The sequence below is a fragment of the Halorubrum sp. Atlit-8R genome (genome assembly GCF_003666025.1).
Classification (GTDB): domain Archaea; phylum Halobacteriota; class Halobacteria; order Halobacteriales; family Haloferacaceae; genus Halorubrum; species Halorubrum salinarum.
Genome location: NZ_QPLV01000001.1, coordinates 216,888 through 233,226 on the forward strand (window position 1 = coordinate 216,888; position 16,339 = coordinate 233,226).

The window sequence follows — 16,339 nt, forward strand, 5'->3', positions numbered from 1 at the left end:
AGGCGGGCCGGGCGACCGGCGCGGGGTCGGGTGCGCTCGCTTCCGGAACCACTAATCCGCTCCGTGCGCACCGGTACCTCGTGACGTTACTCGCGGAGCTCATCGGCGACCAGCCGCTGCCCGTCTGGATCGCGCTCGGATTCGTCGGCTTCCTCCTGACCTGGAAGGGCGCGAACGTCGTCGAGTCGACGACCTCGAAGATCAGCGACCACTTCGGGGTCTCGCAGGCGATCCAGGGCGGGCTGATCGTCGCGGCCGCCACGTCGTTCCCCGAGCTCGCGATCATCGTCATCTCGGTGCTCGTCCTCGGCGACTTCGGCGTCGGCGCCGGGGCGCTCATCGGGACGGCGGTGTTCAACATCTTGGTCATCCCGGCCGCCGTCGCGGTCACGAGCGGCGACACGACGACGACGCAGGGGATCGTCTACCGCGACGCCATCTTCTACATGGTCGCCGTCCTCGCGCTCTTCGGCGTCATCGCCTTGGGCGTCCTCGGCACCGACGGCCGGGAGCTCGCGCGGATCACCCCGCAGATGGGCGTCGGGCTGCTCGTGTTGTACGGCGTGTACGTCGTCTTGCTCGTCGGGGGCAAGAGCGGCGCGTCGGACGTGGAACGGACCGACTCGACGAACGTCCCGAAGCAGGCCGGGCTGTTCGCGGCCGGGCTCGTCGTCGTGCTCGTCGGCGTCGAGTCGATGGTGGGCATGACGGTCCAGATATCGGGCGCGCTGAACGCGCCCCCGTTCCTCGTCTCCGTGACGGTGCTGTCGGTGCTGAGCTCGTTCCCCGACCTGCTCGTCGGCGTGAAGATGGGCCAGTCCGGCGACCAGCGGGCGGCGATCGCGAACGTCTTCGGCACGAACACGTTCAACCTCGTCGCGGCGCTGCCGGTCGGCGTCGTCCTCGCCGGCGGCGTCTCGATCGGGTTCCTCACGTCCGTGCCGCTCATGCTGTTCCTGTTTTACACCACCCTCGTCGTCGTGGTGCTGGCCGCGACAGACTTCGAACTCACCACCGAGGAGGGGTACGTCCTCCTCGCGATGTACCTGATATTCCTCGCGTGGATGACGACCGAGGCCGTCGGCGTCACCACGTTCCTGACCGAGTCGACGCTCCGGACCATCGTCGGGTGACCGGCCGGTGACTCGACCGGGGCGGAGGGGCCGGTGGCGGCCCGCTACGGCGTCCGGACCCGGACCTCGATCCCGTCGGCGTCGGTGACCGCGAGCCCGTCGCCGCGCGCCTCGACGGCGAACTCGGCGTCGCGCTCGGCCGCGACCGCGTCGAGCCGTGCCCGGACGGCGTCCAGCGCGGCCGCGTCGGGGACGACCACCTCGAACCACGCGAGCCCGCGTCCCGCGGCCGGGGTCGTCCGCCCCCGCCACGTGTTCGCGCCGAGGTGGTGGTGGTACCCGCCGGCCGCGACGAACCGGACGTCCGGTCCCGCCATTCCGACCGCGAAGCCCAGGCCGTCGACGTAGACGGCCTCGAACGCCGCGAGCGAGGCGACTTCGAGGTGGACGTGGCCCACGTCCGTGCCGGCCGGAGCGCGGTCGACGACGCCGCCGGGATCGGCGCCTCCGTCCGCGGCCGCCGCGACGCCCTCGACGTCGAGCGGGTCGGTCGCCACCCGGGGCGTCCCGTCCGGGTCGGTCGGCCACTCCTCGCGCGGGCGGTCGCGGTAGATCTCCACCCCGTTCCCCTCCGGGTCGTCGAGGTACAGCGCCTCGCTGACGAGGTGGTCCGAGGCGCCGTCGAGCCGCCACCGCTCCCGGACGCGGCCCAGCGCCTCGCCGAGCGCGGCCCGCGACGGGACGCGGAACGCGGTGTGAAAGAGGCCGGCGTCGGTGCGGCCGCGGGCCGGGCGGTCAGGGTCGCGCTCGACGACGAGCAGCGGCGTCCCGCCGGCCCCGAGCGTCGCGCGCTCGGCGTCGCGGTCGAGGACCGCGAGCCCGACCACGTCGCGGTAGAACGCGGTCGCCTCGTCGAGGTCGGCGACCCGGAGCGCGGCGCGGCCGATCCGAGTCTCGGGCGGCAGCCCCGCGCCGCCGTCGTCCGCGGCGTCGGCCGGGGCGTCGTCGGTGTCGGTCATCGGTGAGGGTACGTCCGCCCGCGCGTTCAACGCGTCGGTCGCGGATCCGACTCGGCGGCGCCCGCCCCGCGACGGAACCTTCCCCATCGTCCGTTAGAATCAAACCCGCACGCGACCCAATGTGGGACATGAGCGCCGAACAGCAGGAACGCGCGGTGCGGTGTCTGGTCGCGAAGGTCGGGCTCGACGGTCACGACCGGGGCGCACACGTCATCGCGCGGGCGTTCCGCGACGCCGGCTTCGAGGTCGTCTACTCCGGGCTCCACCGGGCGCCGGAGGACATCGTCCAGGCGGCGGTCCAGGAGGACGTCGACGTCCTCGGGATCTCGATCCTCTCCGGCGCGCACAACACGCTGGTCCCGAAGGTGATCGAGGGGCTGAAGGAGTACGACGCGTTCGACGACACCCTCGTCCTCGTCGGCGGGATCATCCCGGACGAGGACGAGGACGACCTGAAGGAACTGGGCGTCGCCGAGGTGTTCGGACCCGGGACGCCGATGGAGGAGACGATCGAGTTCATCCGGAACAACGTCCCGGAGCGCGCGTAGATGGCCGGGCCGGACGCACCGGCGTTCGCGGACGCGCCGTCGCTCACCGACGCGGACGCCGCGCTCGTCGAGGACCTCCTCTCGGGGAGCCACCGCGCGCTCGCCCGGGTCATCACCAAGATAGAGAACCGGACGCCCGGGTACCGGGCGATCGTCTCCGCGCTCCACGAGCACACCGGCGGGGCCGACGTGATCGGAGTCACCGGCTCGCCGGGCGCCGGGAAGTCGACGCTCGTCGACAAGCTGGCGGCCGCCTACCGCGACCGCGGCGACACCGTCGGCGTGATCGCGGTCGACCCCTCCTCGCCGTACACCGGCGGGGCCGTCCTCGGCGACCGGATCCGGATGGGGTCGAACGTCGGCGACATGGACGTGTTCTTCCGGTCGATGAGCGCGCGCGGCCAGCTCGGCGGCCTCTCGACCGCGACCGCGGACGCTGTGAAGGCGCTCGACGCCTTCGGGAAGGACGTGGTCGTCTTAGAGACCGTCGGCGCCGGGCAGAACGAGGTCGACGTGGTCCGGACCGCCGACACGGTCGCCGTCCTGGTCCAGCCCGGCTCCGGCGACGACGTCCAGACGCTGAAGGCCGGCATCTTAGAGATCGGCGACGTGTTCGTCGTGAACAAGGCCGACATGGACGGCGCCCAGCGGACCGTCGCCGAGCTGGAGGAGATGGTCCACCGCCGCGAGGGGACGACGACGGCCCGCGACGCCGGCCACCACGGCGCGGCCTCGATGGCCTCGACGGGCGGCGCCGCGGGACAGCGCGACGGCGCCCGATCGGGCGGTTCCGGCCGCGACGAGCCCGACGCGGACGACTCGGGGGACGACGAGTCGTGGACGCCGGACGTGTTAGAGACTGTCGCGAACACCGGCGAGGGGGTCGAGGCGCTGATCGAGGCGTTCGACGCGCACGCGGCGTACCTCCGCGAGTCCGGCGAGATCGAGGCGACCGAGCGCCGGCGGTACGCCGCGGAGATCCGCACGCTCGTGCGGGCGGACGTGGGGGAGATCGCGACCGCCGAGATCGAGCGGCACGGCGGGATCGACCGCCTCGCGGAGCGGGTCCGCGACCGCGAGACCGACCCGTACGCGGTCGCGGAGGCGATCGTCGGGCCGATCGCCGACTGCGTCGAGGAGGCGGGCGACCGGGATCGCGACGACTGACGGCGCCGCCCCGCCGTCGCGGCCGCGGTCCGCCGGGGCGCGTCCCACGAGTATAAGTCGCCAGCGAACCAACAGTATTCTATGAAGCTCAGGAACCTCCTCGGCAGCGCCGCCCTCGGCGTCGGCGCGCTCGCCGCGCTCAACACCGGTCTCCGCTACGAGGGCGAGTTAGAGTCCCCGCTCGACGGCAACGACGGCGTCTTCCGCTGGCGCGGGATGGACGTCGCGTACACCGAGGCGGGCGACCCGGACGACCCGGACCTCGTCCTGCTCCACGGGATCAACGCCGCCGGCTCCTCCGGCGAGTGGCGCGCGGTGTTCGACGACCTCGCCGCCGACTACCACGTCATCGCGCCCGACTTCCCCGGCTACGGCCGGTCCGACCGCCCGCCGCTCCGCTACTCCGCGGCGCTGTACGAGGACTTCGTCCACGACTTCCTCGCCGCGTTCGACGAGCCCGCGGTGGTCGCCTCCTCGCTGTCGGCCGCGTACGCGGTCGCGGCGACCGACGGCGAGGACGGCGTCGAGCTGCGCGGCTTCGTCGCCGTCTGTCCGACGGCGACCGCGGGTCCGAGCCCGGCGAAGGGGTGGCTCCGCGAACTGCTCCGCGCCCCGCTCGTCGGACGGGCGCTGTTCAACGCCATCACGGCGAAGCCGTCGATCCGCTACTTCAACGCCGACCACGGCTACGACGACCCCGCGAACCCGAGCGCCGAGTGGACCGACTACGAGTGGCGGACCACCCACGTCGAGAACGCCCGGTTCGCGCCCGCGTCGTTCGTCTCGGGGACGCTCAACAGCGAGGTCGACCTCGCGGCCGCGCTCGCCGACCTCGACGTGCCGCCGACGATTGTCTGGGGCCGCGAGGCGACGGTCAGCCCGCTCACCGAGGGGCGTGAACTCGCCGACGCGGCCGACGCGCGCCTCGTCGTCTTCGACCGCGCGCGGCTGCTCCCGCACGTCGAACACCCGGACCGGTTCGTCGAAACGGTCGAGGAGGCGCTCGTCGCCGGCGCGACGGCGTAGCCCGCCGACGCTCTCGGGCGGCTACTCGTCGCGGCGCACGTACAGCGTCTTCTCGCAGGCCGCGTGGACCTCGCCCTCCTCGTCGACGAGCGAGACGAGGTACTCGCGGTCGGTCGACTCGCCCGGCGCGAGCGCCTCGCGGATCGCCTCCGTCTCCCGGGTCGGGAGGTCGAACTCCGCGTACAGCGTGTCGCGGCCGGGCTCGATGAACTCCAGCGCGGCCGACTTGTCCCAGACCGTGAACCCGTCGCCGAGGACCCGCCGCAGCATCATCATGTACACCGGGTCGATCGCGCCGTAGATGCTGCCGCCGAAGACCGTCCCGACCGCGTTCCGGGTGCGCCAGTTGAACGGGACGCGGATCCGGACGTAGCGCCAGTCGGCCGCGATGTGGTCCACGCGCGCGCCCGTCCCCCGGTACGCGGGCATGAGGTTGAACCCGAGGCGCCAGAGCCGCGTCCGACGGCTCTCCGCCGGGGGGTCCTCGCGCAGGGGTCGCGGGTCGGGGTCGCGGTCGACGCCGGTCGGGGAATCGCTCACGGCGATCCGCGACGGGCCGGCGACAAACCGGTGTCGGAACCGGCGACAACCGGCCGGGGGTTGTCGACGTTTACCGCTCGTTTACGCGGGTCTCACCGTGCCCGCGAGCGCTCGCCCTCGGCCCGTCCCGGTTCCGCGGCCCGCCTCGCGCGGTCGGCCCGAAACGGGTATCCCCGCGCGAGCGCAACCGGACACCGATGGAGTGCGACAAGTGCGGAGCCGACGCGATCCACCACGCCGCCTACTCCGGGGCGCACCTCTGCGGCGAGCACCTCCGGCTGTCGGTCGAGAAGCGCGTGAAGCGTCGGGTCCGCGAGGACGGTCTCCTCGACACGGACGCGACGCCCGACGCCCCCGACCGCTGGGTGATCGGCCTCTCCGGCGGGAAAGACAGCGTCGCGCTGACCCAGATCCTCGACGACGTGTTCGGGGCGGACCCCCGCGTGGAGATGCTCGCCCTGACGATCCACGAGGGCATCGAGGGGTACCGCGACGAGAGCGTCGACGCCTGCGTCGAGCTGGCCGACGACCTCTCGATGCGCCACGAGCTGGTGTCCTACGAGGAGGAGTTCGACGTGCGGATGGACGACGTGGTCGAGGACGACCCGGAGAACATGGCGGCCTGCGCGTACTGCGGCGTGTTCCGCCGCGACCTCCTCGAGAAGTACGCCGCCGAGTTCGACGCGGACAAGCTGCTCACCGGCCACAACCTCGACGACGAGGCGCAGACCGCGATGATGAACTTCCTCGAGGGCGACGTGCGACAGGTCGCGAAGCACTTCGACGCCTCGCTCGGCCCGTTCGACGAGCGCGCCGAGACCGACGCGTTCGTCCCGCGCGCCAAGCCCCTCCGCGACGTGCCGGAGAAGGAGATCGCCCTGTACTGCCACGTGCGCGACCTCCCGACCCACATGGCCGAGTGCCCCCACGCCGAGGAGGCGTACCGCGGCGAGATCCAGTCGACGATCCACGCGCTAGAGGAGAACCACCCCGGCGCGCGCCACTCGATCATGGCCGGCTACGAGGAGCTGTCCGCGCTCGCGGCAGACGCCTACCGCGACGGGGACGGCGACGGCGAGACCCCCGACCTCGGCGAGTGCGAGCGCTGCGGCTCGCAGACGAGCCGCGACGTCTGTCGGAAGTGTCGACTGCTGGAGTCGCTCGAAGCGGTCTGACCCGACGCCTCCTCTCCGAACCGAGTCAAAAAAGCGGTTAGCCGTCTGTCCTCCGGGGTACGCTCAGCGGATGACGTCGAGGCCGTTGTTCTTCTCGATGGGGTCGCTGCCGCCGTCGGACTCCCACGCGCCGCGGTCGGTGCCGCCGGAGACGGCCGCTTCGCCCCTGTCGCCCGCCGCGCCCGGGCTCCCGTTCGCCTCGGCGGCGCGCGAGCGCGAGTCGCTGAGCTCCTCGCCGTTGACGGCCGCGCGGGACTTGTCGGCCTGCTTCTGGGTGGAGGGGCCGAGCACCTGCGCGCTCTGGACGCCCGTCATGATCGCCATGACGCGCACCTTGCCCTTGTACTCCTCTTGGATGCGGGCGCCCCAGATCACGTTGGCGCTCGCCTCCAGCCGCTCGGTGATGTTGTTCGCGATCCCCTCGGCCTCCTTCAGCGTGAGGTCGGGGCCGCCCGTGATGTGGACGAGCCCGCCCGAGGCGCCGCGGTAGTCGACGTCGAGCAGCGGGTGGTTCATCGCGTCGTTGACCACCTCTTGGGTCTTGTTCTTGTCCTGCGTCTCGCCGACGAGCATGACCGCCACGCCGCCCTGGTTCATGATCGTCGACATGTCCGCGTAGTCGAGGTTGATGAGGCTCGGCTGGGTGATCGTCTCCGAGATCCCCTTCACCGTCTCCGCGATGATCTGGTCCATCACGGAGAACGCCTTCCCGATCGGTAGGTTCGGGACGTAATCGAGCAGGCGGTTGTTGTCGAGGACGATGATCGAGTCGGCCTCGTTGCGGAGGTCTTCGAGGCCCTCCTCGGCCTTCACCGTGCGGGCGCGCTCGACGTTGAACGGCGTCGAGACCATGCCGACGACGATGGCGCCCTGCTCTTTGGCGATCTTCGAGACGACCGGCGCCGCGCCGGTGCCCGTGCCGCCGCCCATGCCGGCGGTGACGAAGACGAGGTCGGCGTCGCCGAGCACCTCCTTGATCGTGCCCTGGGCCATCTCGGTGGCGCGCTCGCCCATCTTGGGGTCGCCGCCGGCGCCGAGCCCCTGCGTGAGCGACTTGCCCACGAGGATCTTGGTGTCGGCCTCGATCATCTTGAGGTGCTGTTTGTCCGTGTTGATGGCGACGGTGTCGGCGCCGTCGACGCCGATGTTGTACAGCCGGTTGACCGTGTTGTTCCCGGCGCCGCCGGCACCGACGATGACGATTCGGGGGTCCCCGAACTCGTCGTCGTCCATGTCGACGTCCATGTCGCGCTTCTCCGCTTCCGCGTTGTCGAGGGCGTCCTGAACGAGATCTTGCATCAGTTTACACCTTCGCCCAGTTGCGGTTGCGGCCGCGCTCGTCGCGCTCGCCGTCCTGTTCGTTCAACATGTCGCGGACGGCCGACCGGATCGCCTCGCTCCGGTTCGGGAACTCGCCCGTCTCCACCATCTGTTCGACCTCGTCGATCTGCTGTTTCGGGATTCGTAGTGTCACACGCTCCATTGGTATTCCCCCGGTAAGACGGCGACCACGCGACGCGTGTGTCTTACAGCGCGAGACCGCCCGAAACCGGGGTATCACCCCGACCGGACGGACGCTGTAAGACGACCGTCTTACGCAACTCGTATCTCTGAGGCTACCATTATAAAACTATCGGAGGTTGTAAGACAATCTGCCGGTGAACGGGCCGCGGCGTATGCGCGGGGTCTTACGCCGGACTACTGATCCTTCAACACGTCCGCCGCCGGCGTCCGACGCCCGCACCCGGGACAGAACGCCCAGTCGGTCCGGAGCTCGTCGCCGCACTCGCAGAAGGCCCTGTGTGACTGCTTTTCGCCGCAGTTCGGACAGTACACGTGTTCGGACGGGACGACCTCTCCGCAGCCGCCGCAGGCGTTCTCGCGCGGCTTCGCGCCCGGGTCCGTCTTACGCGCCGCCGGCTCCGCGTCGCCGGCCGTCTCACGCGTCACACGCACCTCGTCGTCCCTGTCGTCGGACTCGGCGCTCGGCGCGTCGAGGGTGACGTTTACGTTGATGTCGCCCGGGCTCCCGGCCGCGTACGCCGGGGACGGGGCGCCGCCGGCCGGACCGAGCCGCTCGTCGAGCGCGGCGTCGAGCCGCTCCGCGATCAGGTCGTCGACGCGGTCCGCGAGGGCGTCGTCGACGCTCCCGGCCGACACGTCCGACGCGTCGGACTCGTCTCCCGTCCCGTCGAGGTGGGTCCGGAGCGCCTCCCGCATCACCTCGCTCTTGGAGGCGTCACACGCTTCCAGCCGGTCGACGAGGTCGTCGTCCGCCCGGAAGGTGATCTTGCTCATACCGAACGTGTATCCTCGGTCAGTACAAGTATCTTCCCCCGGCGTCTGACACGTTTCACGGTGATGAAACGTTCGTCGCTCGCCGGCCGAATCGGGCGACTGCCCGCCGAATCGTGTGATTTGGTCACACGTGTGTCTGACGCAGATTTATACGCGTCGCGCGAGCATGCGTGTGTATATGAGTAACCGCGTCGAGGACCTCGAACGGCAGGTCGCGGAGCTACAGGCGGCGGTCAACGGGCTCACCGAGGAGCTCGTCGAGATGAAAGAGCGCGTCCGACAGCTGGAAGACGAGCGGTCGGTCGCGGTCGAGGCCGACGCCGCGGGCGCGGCGGCCGGCTCCGAGGCGAGCGCGGCCGGCGACGCGTCGGACGACGAGCCCGCGGCCGACGACGCCGCGCAGGCCGCGGCCGGCGGCGAGCGGACGACGCACTCCGACGACCACGTCGACGTCTTCGAGTCCGTCGAGGAGTCGTCCGACGGCGCGGACGAGGCGGCCGCCGCCGACGCGGCCGAGGGCGACGACGTCATCGTCCCGGAGCAGTCGGCGACGACCCCCGACGCCGAGGAGAGCGCCGAGGACGACGAGGGCGAGTCGAGCGAAGGCGACGACATCATCGTCGCGTAAGCGGTCGCCTCCGACCCCATGCACATCACTGAAGTCGTTCTGGACGGGTTCAAGAGCTTCGGGCGTACGACGCGGATCCCGTTCTACGAGGACTTCACTGTCGTCACCGGTCCGAACGGCTCCGGGAAGTCGAACATCATCGACGGCGTGCTGTTCGCGCTCGGCCTCGCCCGCACCCGCGGGATCCGCGCCAAGAAGCTCACCGACCTCATCTACAACCCCGGCCACGACGACGGCGAGGCCGCGGACGGCCCGAACGAGGCCTCCGTCACGGTCGTGCTCTCCAACGAGGACGGCACCCTCGACCGCTCGCAGGTCGTCTCCGCGGCCGGCACGGAGAACGTCGGCGACGTCTCCGAGATCACGATCAAGCGCCGCGTGAAGGAGACCGAGGACAACTACTACTCGTACTACTACCTCAACGGGCGGTCGGTGAACCTCTCGGACGTCCAGGACCTGCTCGCGAGCGCGGGCGTGACGCCGGAGGGGTACAACGTGGTGATGCAGGGCGACGTCACCGAGATCATCAACATGACCCCCTACCAGCGGCGGGGGATCGTCGACGAGATCGCGGGCGTCGCGGAGTTCGACGAGAAGAAGGAGGCCGCCTACGAGGAGCTGGACACGGTCGAAGACCGGATCGGCGAGGCCGACCTCCGCATCGGCGAGAAGCAGGACCGGCTCGACCAGCTCGCCGACGAGCGCGAGACCGCCCTCCAGTACCAGGAGCTCCGCGAGGAGCTTGAGGAGTACCGCGGGTTCCGGAAGGCCTCGGAGCTCGAAGAGAAGCGCGAGGCGCTCGCGGACGTGGAGGGCGACATCGACGCGGCGGAGACCGACCTCGCCGAGCTCCGCGAAGAGCTCGACGCCAGGCAGGGGAAGCTCACCCGCCTCGAAGAGGACCTCGCGGACCTCAACCACGAGATCGAGACGAAGGGCGAGGAGGAACAGATCGAGATCCGCTCGGAGATCGAAGAGATCAAAGGCGAGGTCTCGCGGCTGGAAGACCGGATCGAGTCGGCCGAGTCGCGCGCCGAGTCGGCAGAGAACGACCGCCGGCAGGCGTTCGTCCAGATCGACCGGAAGGAGGAGAAGATCGAGGAGCTCGACGCCGAGATCCGCGAGACGAAGGTGGAGAAGGCGTCGGTGAAGTCGGAGCTGGCGACGAAGCGGTCCGAGCTCGCGGACGTCGAGGCCGAGATCGAGGGCGCCGACACGGAGTTCGACGAGCTGAAGGCCGAGCTGGCGGAGAAGAAGGAGGCGATCGAGTCGCTCCGCGAGGAGAAAAACGAGACGCAACGCGAGAAGGACCGGCTCCTCGACGAGGCCCGCCGCCGCTCGAACGCGGTGAGCGAGGCCCGCGAGGAGCTGGAGGACGCCCGCGAGTCGATCCCGGAGCACAAGGCGCGGATCTCCGAGCTGAAAGGCGAGCTCGACAAGGCCGAGAAGAACGAGGCGACCATCGAGGACGCGGTCGCGGACCTGTTCGCCGAGAAGGCGGAGAAGGAGGAGCGACTGGGGGAGATCGAAGACACCCTCCGCGAGAAGCAGAACGAGTACGCAAAGCTGGAGGCGGCCGCAGACGAGCGCGGCGACGCCTCCTGGCCGCGGGCGGTCACCGAGGTGAAGAACGGCGGCATCGACGGCGTCCACGGCGCGGTCGGCGAGCTCGGCTCGGTCGCGGCCGAATACGCCGAGGCGTGCGAGACCGCCGCCGGCGGGCGGCTGGCGAACGTCGTCGTCGACGACGACGGCGTCGGCTCGACCTGTATCGACTACCTGAAACGGCGGAACGCAGGCCGGGCGACGTTCCTCCCGATCACGAAGATGGACGACCGGAGCCTCCCGCGGAAGCCGTCGGTGCCGGGCGTCGTCGACTTCGCGCGCAACCTCGTCGACTACGACGCGGAGTACGAGTCGATCTTCTCGTACGTGCTCGGCTCGACGCTCGTCGTCGAGGACATGGCGACCGCCCGCGACCTGATGGGCGACTACCGGATGGTCACCCTCGACGGCGACCTCGTCGAGAAGTCGGGCGCGATGACCGGCGGCTCCGGCGGCGGCTCCCGCTACTCGTTCACGAAGTCCGGCGGCGGCAAACTGGAGCGGCTCGCGACGGAGATCTCCGAGCTCGAAGACGAGCGGCAGTCGGTCCAGTCGGAGATCGACGCCCTCGACGACGACATCGCGGACGCGCGCGACCGGAAGGCCGACGCGGCCGAGCGCGTGCGGTCGCTGGAGGCGGACGTCGAGCGCGCCGAGGACGACCTCGCAGAGGCGGAAGCTCGGATCGCAGAGCTGGAGGACGAGCTCGAGGAGCTGGAGGCGGAGCGCGAGTCCGTCGACGAGCAGATGACGGCGTTAGACGAGGAGCTCGCGGAGACGGACGCGGCGATCGACGAGCTCGAAGCCGAGATATCGGAGATCGAGGCCGAGCTCGCCGACTCGAAGATCCCGGAGCTCTCCGAGCGCGCCGACGAGATCCGCGCGGAGATCGACGAGCTTGAAGACCGGATGGACTCGCTCGACGGGCGGATAAACGAGCTGGAGCTGGAGAAGGGGTACGCCGAGGACGCCTTGGACGGCCTCCACGACGACGTCGAGGAGGCGCAGAACGCGAAGGCGGAAGCGGAGGAGGCGATCGCCGACCACGAGGCCGCGATCGAGGAGAAGGAGGCCGAGCTGGCCGAGAAGAAGGAGGCGATCGCCGACCTCGAAGCGGAGCTCACGGAGCTGAAAGAGGAGCGCGAGGAGCTCCGCGAGGAGATCCGCGAGGCGACCCGGAAGCGCGACGAGCAGCGCTCGCTCGTCTCCGAGGCGGAGTCGGACCTGTCGGACCTCACGGACCGCCGCGACCGCTTGGAGTGGGAGATCGACGAGCTGGAGTCGCAGGTCGGCGACTACGACGCCGACGAGATCCCCGACCTCGACGAGGTGGAGTCGCGGATCGAGGCGATCGAGGCGGAGATGGAGGCGTTAGAGCCCGTGAACATGCTCGCGATAGACGAGTACGACGAGGTCCAGGCGGCGCTCGACGAGCTCCAGGAGCGCCGAGACGTGCTCGTCGAGGAGCGCGACGCCATCGAGGAGCGCATCGAGGGGTACGAGGCGGCCAAGAAGGAGACGTTCATGCAGACGTTCGAGTCGATCAACGACCACTTCCGGGACATCTTCGCGCGGCTCTCGGCCGGGACGGGCGAGCTCGTCTTGGAGAACCCCGAGGACCCCTTCGAGGAGGGGTTGACGATGAAGGCCCAGCCCGCGGACAAGCCGGTCCAGCGGCTCGACGCGATGAGCGGCGGCGAGAAGTCGCTGACCGCCTTGTCCTTCATCTTCGCCGTCCAGCGGCACAACCCCGCGCCGTTCTACGCGCTCGACGAGATCGACGCCTTCCTCGACGCGGTCAACGCCGAGCGCGTCGGCGAGATGATCGAGGAGCTGGCCGAGGACGCTCAGTTCGTCGTCGTCGGCCACCGCTCGGCGCTGTTGGAGCGCTCCGACCGCGCCATCGGCGTCACGATGCAGGGCGACAACCTCTCGGCGGTGACCGGGATGCAGTTCGGCGACGACGCGGACGAGGAGGAGGTGAGCGCGGATGACTGACGACGGCGTCCCCGACCTCGACCTGACGAGCGAGCGCGACGGCGCCGACCCGTTCGCCGACGACGCCCCGGGCCGCGACGGGGGCGCGTCGGACGCCCGCTCCGAGTCGTCCGACAGTTCCGAGCCGTCCGGCGGACCCGCGTCGACGGCGACCGACCCCGGGTCGGACGTGACCGACATCTCGCCCCCGGACGAGACCGACGAGGACGAGGTCGAGCCCGTCGAGCTGCTCGTCCAACTGGCCGAGGAGGGCGAGATCGAGCCGTGGGACATCGACATCGTCCGGGTGACGGACGCCTTCCTGGAGAAGCTCGACGAGACGGACCTCCGGACGACGGGGCGGGCGCTGTTCTACGCCAGCGTCCTGCTCCGGATGAAAAGCGACGGCATGCTGGCGGACGACGACGAGGACGACGAGCCCGAGCCGGAGCCGTGGGAGGCCGCGATGGAGGGCGGCGCGCCCGACCCGGCCGCGGACGGGTTCGACCCCGTCGACAAGCTCGAAGCGGAGATCGACCGTCGGCTCGACCGCAAGAACACCCGGGGCTCGCCGGAGACGCTCGACGAGCTGGTCCGCGAGCTGCGCGAGGCTGAGCGCGGCTCCTGGTGGAAGGACTCCCGCGAGTACGACACCTCCGAGTCGCCGCACGGCCACGCCAGGGGCACGCAGACCCTCGACTACCACGCCGGCGACGAGTTCCGACAGGACGGGGAGCCGACCGCCGGCGAGGCGACCGACCGCACACACGACGAGGACATCGAGGAAGTGATCGTGGAGATCGACAACGCCCTCCGCACCCACTTCGACCGCGGGCGCACGGAGGTGCTGTTCGCGGAGATCGAAACCGCCGGCGGCCGCCCGTTCATGACGTACCTCGCGCTGCTGTTCATGGCCCACCGCGGCTCGGTCCGGCTCCAGCAGGACGACCTGTTCGGCGACCTGTGGGTGAAGGACCCGGCGGCGATGACCGGCGAGTCGGAAGCGGTCGCGGACTGACTCGGTCGGACCGGGACCGAACCGACGCGTGTTGCACGCCCCGCGGTCGGTGTCTTACAGGTAGTCGCCCAGCAGCGGCTCGACGCGCTCCTTCGTCTCCTCGGGGATCGCCTCGGTCGGCGTGTTGACGGTCCCTTCGAGCGCGGTGTGCGCGTCGCACTCCAGATCGTCGGGGAGCGTTCGCACGGCCTCCTCGACGGCGGCCTTGATGGCATTCTGGTTCTTCTCGGCGTTTTCGAGCACCTCTTCGAGCGTCACCTCGCTGTCCTCCTTCCAGACGTCGTAGTCGGTGACGCCGGCGATCGTCGCGTACGCGATCTCGGCCTCCCGGGCCAGCTTCGCCTCCGGGATCGCGGTCATGCCGACGAGGTCCCAGCCTTGGCTCTTGTAGAACTCCGACTCCGCGCGCGTCGAGTACTGCGGCCCCTCGATACAGACGTAGGTGCCGCCCTTCACGACGCCGGTGTCTTCGGGCGCGGCCGACTCCGCGGCCTCGGTGAGGTGGTCGACGAGCTCCGGGCTGTACGGGTCCGCGAACGGCTGGTGGACGACGACGCCGTCGCCGTAGAAGGAGAGGTCGCGGTGTTTCGTCCGGTCGTAGATCTGGTCGGGGACGACGAGCGTCCCGGGCTCAAGCTCCTCTTTGAGGCTCCCGACCGCGTTCGACGCGAAGATGTGCGTGACGCCCGCCTGCTTCAGCGCGTACATGTTGGCGCGGTACGGGAGGTCGGTCGGCGAGACGCCGTGGTTCGAGCCGTGGCGCGGGAGGAACGCGACCTCGCGGCCCGTGTCGCCGAACTCGCCGATCGTCACCGCGTCGCTCGGCTCGCCGTACGGCGTGTCGAACTCGATCTCGCGCACGTCGTTGAGCGGGAGCGCCTCGTAGATGCCGCTGCCGCCGATGAATCCGATGGTGCCCATACCTGGAATGCGCCCGCTCGCTACTTATATGACGTGAACCCGTCCGACGCCGGCGTGCGGTCGACCCGGCTCACAGCAGCCAGCGCACCGCCGCGAGCGCGACCGCGCTCACGGCGAGCAGGTGGACCAGCACCGCGCCCACGGGCGCGGCGCCCACCGCGCGCATGTCGTCGATCCGGATCGAGAGCCCGAGGCCGACGAACGCCAGCGCGAACAACGCGTCCGAGACGCGGCCGATCGACGCCAGCGCGGCCGGCGAGAGCAGCCCGCTGTTTGCGACCGCCGCCACGATCAGGAAGCCGAGCAGGAACTTCGGGAACTCCGCCCACAGCCGCCGCACGCCCGGGTCGGCCGCGGAGCGCGCCGTGTACGCGACCGAGTACGCGACCGCGACCCCGCCCAGCAGCGAGTTGCGCGCCAGCTTCGTCACCGTCGCCCACTGGCCCGCCTCGGGGGAGTAGGCGAACCCCGCGGCCGCGACGGGGCCGGTCGAGAACATGCTCACGCCCGCCCAGACGCCGAACTGTCGGCCCGTGAGGCCGAGCCACTCGCCCGCTAGGGGGAACGCGACGAGGGTCGCGGCGTCGAAAAGCAGGATCGTCGCGGCCGCGAAGGTGATCGCGGCGCCGCGCGCGTCCAGCACCCTCCCGATCGCGACGACCGCGGAGACGCCGCAGATGCTCGCGCCCGCGGCCAGGAGCGACGAGGTGGGCGACCCGATCCGGAAGAGGCCGCGCGCGACGGCCTCGGCGAACAGGAGCCCGCCGGCGACGACCGCCACCACGAGGCCGAGGACCCGCGGGCCGGCGGCCAGGAACTCCTCGACTGCGACCGCGGCGCCGAGCAGCACGATCCCGGTCTCCAAGAACAGCTTGTCGACGCCGACCCCCGGCTCCGCGATCTCGGGGATCCCGACGGTGTTCCCGACCCCGACGCCGAGCGCAACGGCGACGACGAGCGGCTGGAGGCCGGGGACCGCGTCCGCGACGAGCGTCGCCGCGACCGCGCCCCCCGCGAGCAGCGCGAGACCGGGCAGGTACGCCCGGACCGCCTCGACGACCCCCGTCACAGCGCCTGGCCGACGAGGTGCGCGGCGACGATCCCGAGCCCCAGCGCGAGCGCCTGCCAGCCGCGGTCGAGCGCGGTCCAGCGGTCGACGAGCGACGGGCCGGCCGCGCCGGCGTCGCCCGCTCCCGCGTCCGTCCCGTCGGCGGCGTCCGATACCATACCCGTGGCTCGGCGCGCTCGCATTTATGCCGTGTGACTCGGGGCGTTCTCCGAGGGCGGGAGCCGGACGGCCGTCGGGCGGCGACCGAAAGAGGCAGGGCGCGGGAGGGTGTGGTG

General features: G+C 70.8%; 16 protein-coding genes. 8 read left to right on the top strand and 8 right to left on the bottom strand.

Going from position 1 to position 16,339, the window contains the following annotated elements; genetic code table 11:
- The first annotated feature begins 80 nt into the window (after nt 1–80).
- Nucleotides 81–1,133, top strand: a complete 1,053-nt coding sequence (locus DVK05_RS01040) for a sodium:calcium antiporter (protein WP_121561599.1) — start codon at nt 81–83, stop codon at nt 1,131–1,133.
- 44 nt (nt 1,134–1,177) lie between these two features.
- Here the strand turns inward: DVK05_RS01040 and DVK05_RS01045 are convergent, their stop codons facing one another.
- Nucleotides 1,178–2,092 carry a VOC family protein gene (locus tag DVK05_RS01045; protein WP_121561600.1) on the bottom strand — a complete coding sequence of 305 codons (915 nt, stop codon included), beginning with the start codon at nt 2,090–2,092 and terminating at the stop codon, nt 1,178–1,180.
- A gap of 128 nt (nt 2,093–2,220) precedes the next feature.
- Here DVK05_RS01045 and DVK05_RS01050 point away from each other — a divergent pair, with 128 nt between their 5' ends.
- The 3 genes from DVK05_RS01050 (at nt 2,221) to DVK05_RS01060 (ending at nt 4,833) form a co-directional block, all read left to right on the top strand.
- Complete coding sequence (locus tag DVK05_RS01050; protein ID WP_121562430.1) at nt 2,221–2,640, top strand: cobalamin B12-binding domain-containing protein; 420 nt, start codon at nt 2,221–2,223, stop codon at nt 2,638–2,640.
- The gene (gene meaB, locus DVK05_RS01055; RefSeq protein ID WP_121561601.1) at nt 2,641–3,807 is read left to right on the top strand and encodes a methylmalonyl Co-A mutase-associated GTPase MeaB; all 1,167 of its coding nucleotides are present in this window, start codon (nt 2,641–2,643) and stop codon (nt 3,805–3,807) included.
- An 81-nt stretch (nt 3,808–3,888) separates the two neighbouring features.
- Nucleotides 3,889–4,833 carry an alpha/beta fold hydrolase gene (locus DVK05_RS01060; protein ID WP_121561602.1) on the top strand — a complete coding sequence of 315 codons (945 nt, stop codon included), beginning with the start codon at nt 3,889–3,891 and terminating at the stop codon, nt 4,831–4,833.
- A 21-nt stretch (nt 4,834–4,854) separates the two neighbouring features.
- Here DVK05_RS01060 and DVK05_RS01065 read toward each other — a convergent pair whose 3' ends face one another.
- Nucleotides 4,855–5,373 (bottom strand): DUF4442 domain-containing protein, encoded by a 519-nt coding sequence (locus tag DVK05_RS01065; protein ID WP_121561603.1) that lies wholly within the window; start codon nt 5,371–5,373, stop codon nt 4,855–4,857.
- Nucleotides 5,374–5,570: 197 nt separating this feature from the next.
- Between DVK05_RS01065 and DVK05_RS01070 the strand changes: the two genes are divergently transcribed.
- Nucleotides 5,571–6,548: a TIGR00269 family protein gene (locus DVK05_RS01070; RefSeq protein WP_121561604.1), complete on the top strand. Its 978-nt coding sequence runs from the start codon at nt 5,571–5,573 to the stop codon at nt 6,546–6,548.
- Nucleotides 6,549–6,611: 63 nt separating this feature from the next.
- Here DVK05_RS01070 and ftsZ read toward each other — a convergent pair whose 3' ends face one another.
- The 3 genes from ftsZ to DVK05_RS01085 form a co-directional block, all read right to left on the bottom strand.
- On the bottom strand, nt 6,612–7,847 hold the full coding sequence (gene ftsZ, locus DVK05_RS01075; RefSeq protein ID WP_121561605.1) for a cell division protein FtsZ: 1,236 nt from the start codon (nt 7,845–7,847) through the stop codon (nt 6,612–6,614).
- Nucleotides 7,848–7,851: 4 nt separating this feature from the next.
- Nucleotides 7,852–8,031 carry a ribbon-helix-helix domain-containing protein gene (locus DVK05_RS01080; RefSeq protein WP_004595187.1) on the bottom strand — a complete coding sequence of 60 codons (180 nt, stop codon included), beginning with the start codon at nt 8,029–8,031 and terminating at the stop codon, nt 7,852–7,854.
- A gap of 215 nt (nt 8,032–8,246) precedes the next feature.
- Complete coding sequence (locus DVK05_RS01085; RefSeq protein ID WP_121561606.1) at nt 8,247–8,846, bottom strand: zinc ribbon domain-containing protein; 600 nt, start codon at nt 8,844–8,846, stop codon at nt 8,247–8,249.
- A gap of 178 nt (nt 8,847–9,024) precedes the next feature.
- Here DVK05_RS01085 and DVK05_RS01090 point away from each other — a divergent pair, with 178 nt between their 5' ends.
- The 3 genes from DVK05_RS01090 to DVK05_RS01100 are packed head-to-tail and all read left to right on the top strand — an operon-like array spanning nt 9,025 to nt 14,074.
- Nucleotides 9,025–9,474: a bZIP transcription factor gene (locus tag DVK05_RS01090; RefSeq protein ID WP_121561607.1), complete on the top strand. Its 450-nt coding sequence runs from the start codon at nt 9,025–9,027 to the stop codon at nt 9,472–9,474.
- An 18-nt stretch (nt 9,475–9,492) separates the two neighbouring features.
- Complete coding sequence (smc, locus tag DVK05_RS01095) at nt 9,493–13,077, top strand: chromosome segregation protein SMC (protein ID WP_121561608.1); 3,585 nt, start codon at nt 9,493–9,495, stop codon at nt 13,075–13,077.
- Entirely contained in the window at nt 13,070–14,074 is a 1,005-nt protein-coding gene (locus DVK05_RS01100; RefSeq protein WP_121561609.1) for a ScpA family protein, read from the top strand. The genes smc and DVK05_RS01100 overlap by 8 nt, the downstream gene beginning before the upstream one ends.
- A gap of 54 nt (nt 14,075–14,128) precedes the next feature.
- Here DVK05_RS01100 and mtnP read toward each other — a convergent pair whose 3' ends face one another.
- The 3 genes from mtnP to DVK05_RS17200 all read right to left on the bottom strand — a co-directional run bounded on the left by mtnP (nt 14,129) and on the right by DVK05_RS17200 (nt 16,222).
- A complete protein-coding gene (gene mtnP / locus DVK05_RS01105; protein WP_121561610.1) occupies nt 14,129–14,995 on the bottom strand; it encodes an S-methyl-5'-thioadenosine phosphorylase in 867 nt (288 codons plus the stop codon).
- 70 nt (nt 14,996–15,065) lie between these two features.
- Complete coding sequence (locus tag DVK05_RS01110; RefSeq protein ID WP_121561611.1) at nt 15,066–16,064, bottom strand: YeiH family protein; 999 nt, start codon at nt 16,062–16,064, stop codon at nt 15,066–15,068.
- Complete coding sequence (locus DVK05_RS17200) at nt 16,061–16,222, bottom strand: hypothetical protein (protein WP_199241335.1); 162 nt, start codon at nt 16,220–16,222, stop codon at nt 16,061–16,063. Before DVK05_RS17200 ends, DVK05_RS01110 begins: the two co-directional genes overlap by 4 nt.
- Between the last annotated feature and the right edge of the window lie 117 nt (nt 16,223–16,339).